This is a genomic window from Rothia sp. (in: high G+C Gram-positive bacteria) (assembly GCF_030540545.1).
Taxonomy (GTDB): domain Bacteria; phylum Actinomycetota; class Actinomycetes; order Actinomycetales; family Micrococcaceae; genus Rothia.
Map to the genome: position 1 here is coordinate 1 of NZ_JAUNVZ010000105.1, position 1102 is coordinate 1102.

Genomic DNA, 1102 nt, shown 5'->3' on the forward strand with positions numbered 1-1102 from the left:
TCCAAATCATTAGCCGCTTCGAGCGGCCTTCCGCCGAGAGGCGCTCCCAACCCGACATCCCATACGTATCGAAGAGGTCAGCGGATTCGTTGGCCTCTTCTTTTGCACCCACACCCAGCCGCCGAAGTTCACAACAGAGATAGAATCGGTATATGCTTCAACGCCTCTTCCCGCAAGAAAACAGTTCGCTGCAGTCACTGGCGCAGATTTCGGCGCAGGTTGCGGGCGCGGCGGCGCTCCTTTCGGAAATGGTCGGCACCCCCACCAGCGACTACCCTGACCTATTCGAGCGGATGCTCGCCCACGAGGCCAGCTGCACCGAACTATTTTTTATGACCCTCACCTCTGTGCGCAGCTCGTTCGCCACCCCTTTACCGCGTGAAGACCTGTACACGCTCGCCCGTAAACTCACCAGTGCGGTGGAGGAGCTCACCAGTGCCGCGCACATCCTCTATCTACACCGTATTGACGGTTTCGCCACGCACAGCACCGCCATTCTCGACATTATTCAGCGGCAGGCGGTGCTCACCGAAGCGGTGATCCCTAAACTTATTGACGTCAGGGGGCTGGACACCTACTGGATGGACATGCTGCGCATATCCCGCCAAGCGGTGCGCACCGCCGAAGAGTACGACGCGCAGCTGGCCGCCCGCTACCCTATGGAACGGTACCGCCGCTACACCAAGTTCATTACGCGCCTCAGCGCCGCCGCGAACGCTATGCGCGACGTCTCAGCCGAAATTGGGCGCATTATTGTGCAGGAGTCCTAGCTCGTGCCTACCCTGCTGTATCTGCTGTGCGTGGCGGCGTTTTGTGCCGCGATTTTTGTCACCGGTGTGCATAATGCCTCGAATGCGATCGCGGTGCCGGTACGTACCCGCGCCATGACACCCGTGGCGGCGCTGGTGGTGAGTGCGCTCTTTAACGGCGCCGGGGTCATCCTCGCGTATATGCTGATAAAAGAATATGAGGCGTCGTGGCTTGTTGTCCCGGGAGGAACACCCACCCTCCTTGGTATCGTGTGCGCCCTAACCACCACAGCGGCGTGGGGCACTATCACTTGGGCGATGCGCATGCCCTCCTCAGCAACCCACGCGCTCAT

Annotated in this window: 2 protein-coding genes; both read left to right on the plus strand. The window is 60.2% G+C overall.

Going from position 1 to position 1102, the window contains the following annotated elements:
• Nucleotides 1-152: 152 nt before the first annotated feature.
• The gene (locus Q4P78_RS09255) at nt 153-770 is read left to right on the plus strand and encodes a DUF47 domain-containing protein (RefSeq protein ID WP_006888432.1); all 618 of its coding nucleotides are present in this window, start codon (nt 153-155) and stop codon (nt 768-770) included.
• 3 nt (nt 771-773) lie between these two features.
• On the plus strand, nt 774-1102 hold a 329-nt coding region (locus tag Q4P78_RS09260), incomplete at its 3' end, for an inorganic phosphate transporter (RefSeq protein ID WP_303340080.1).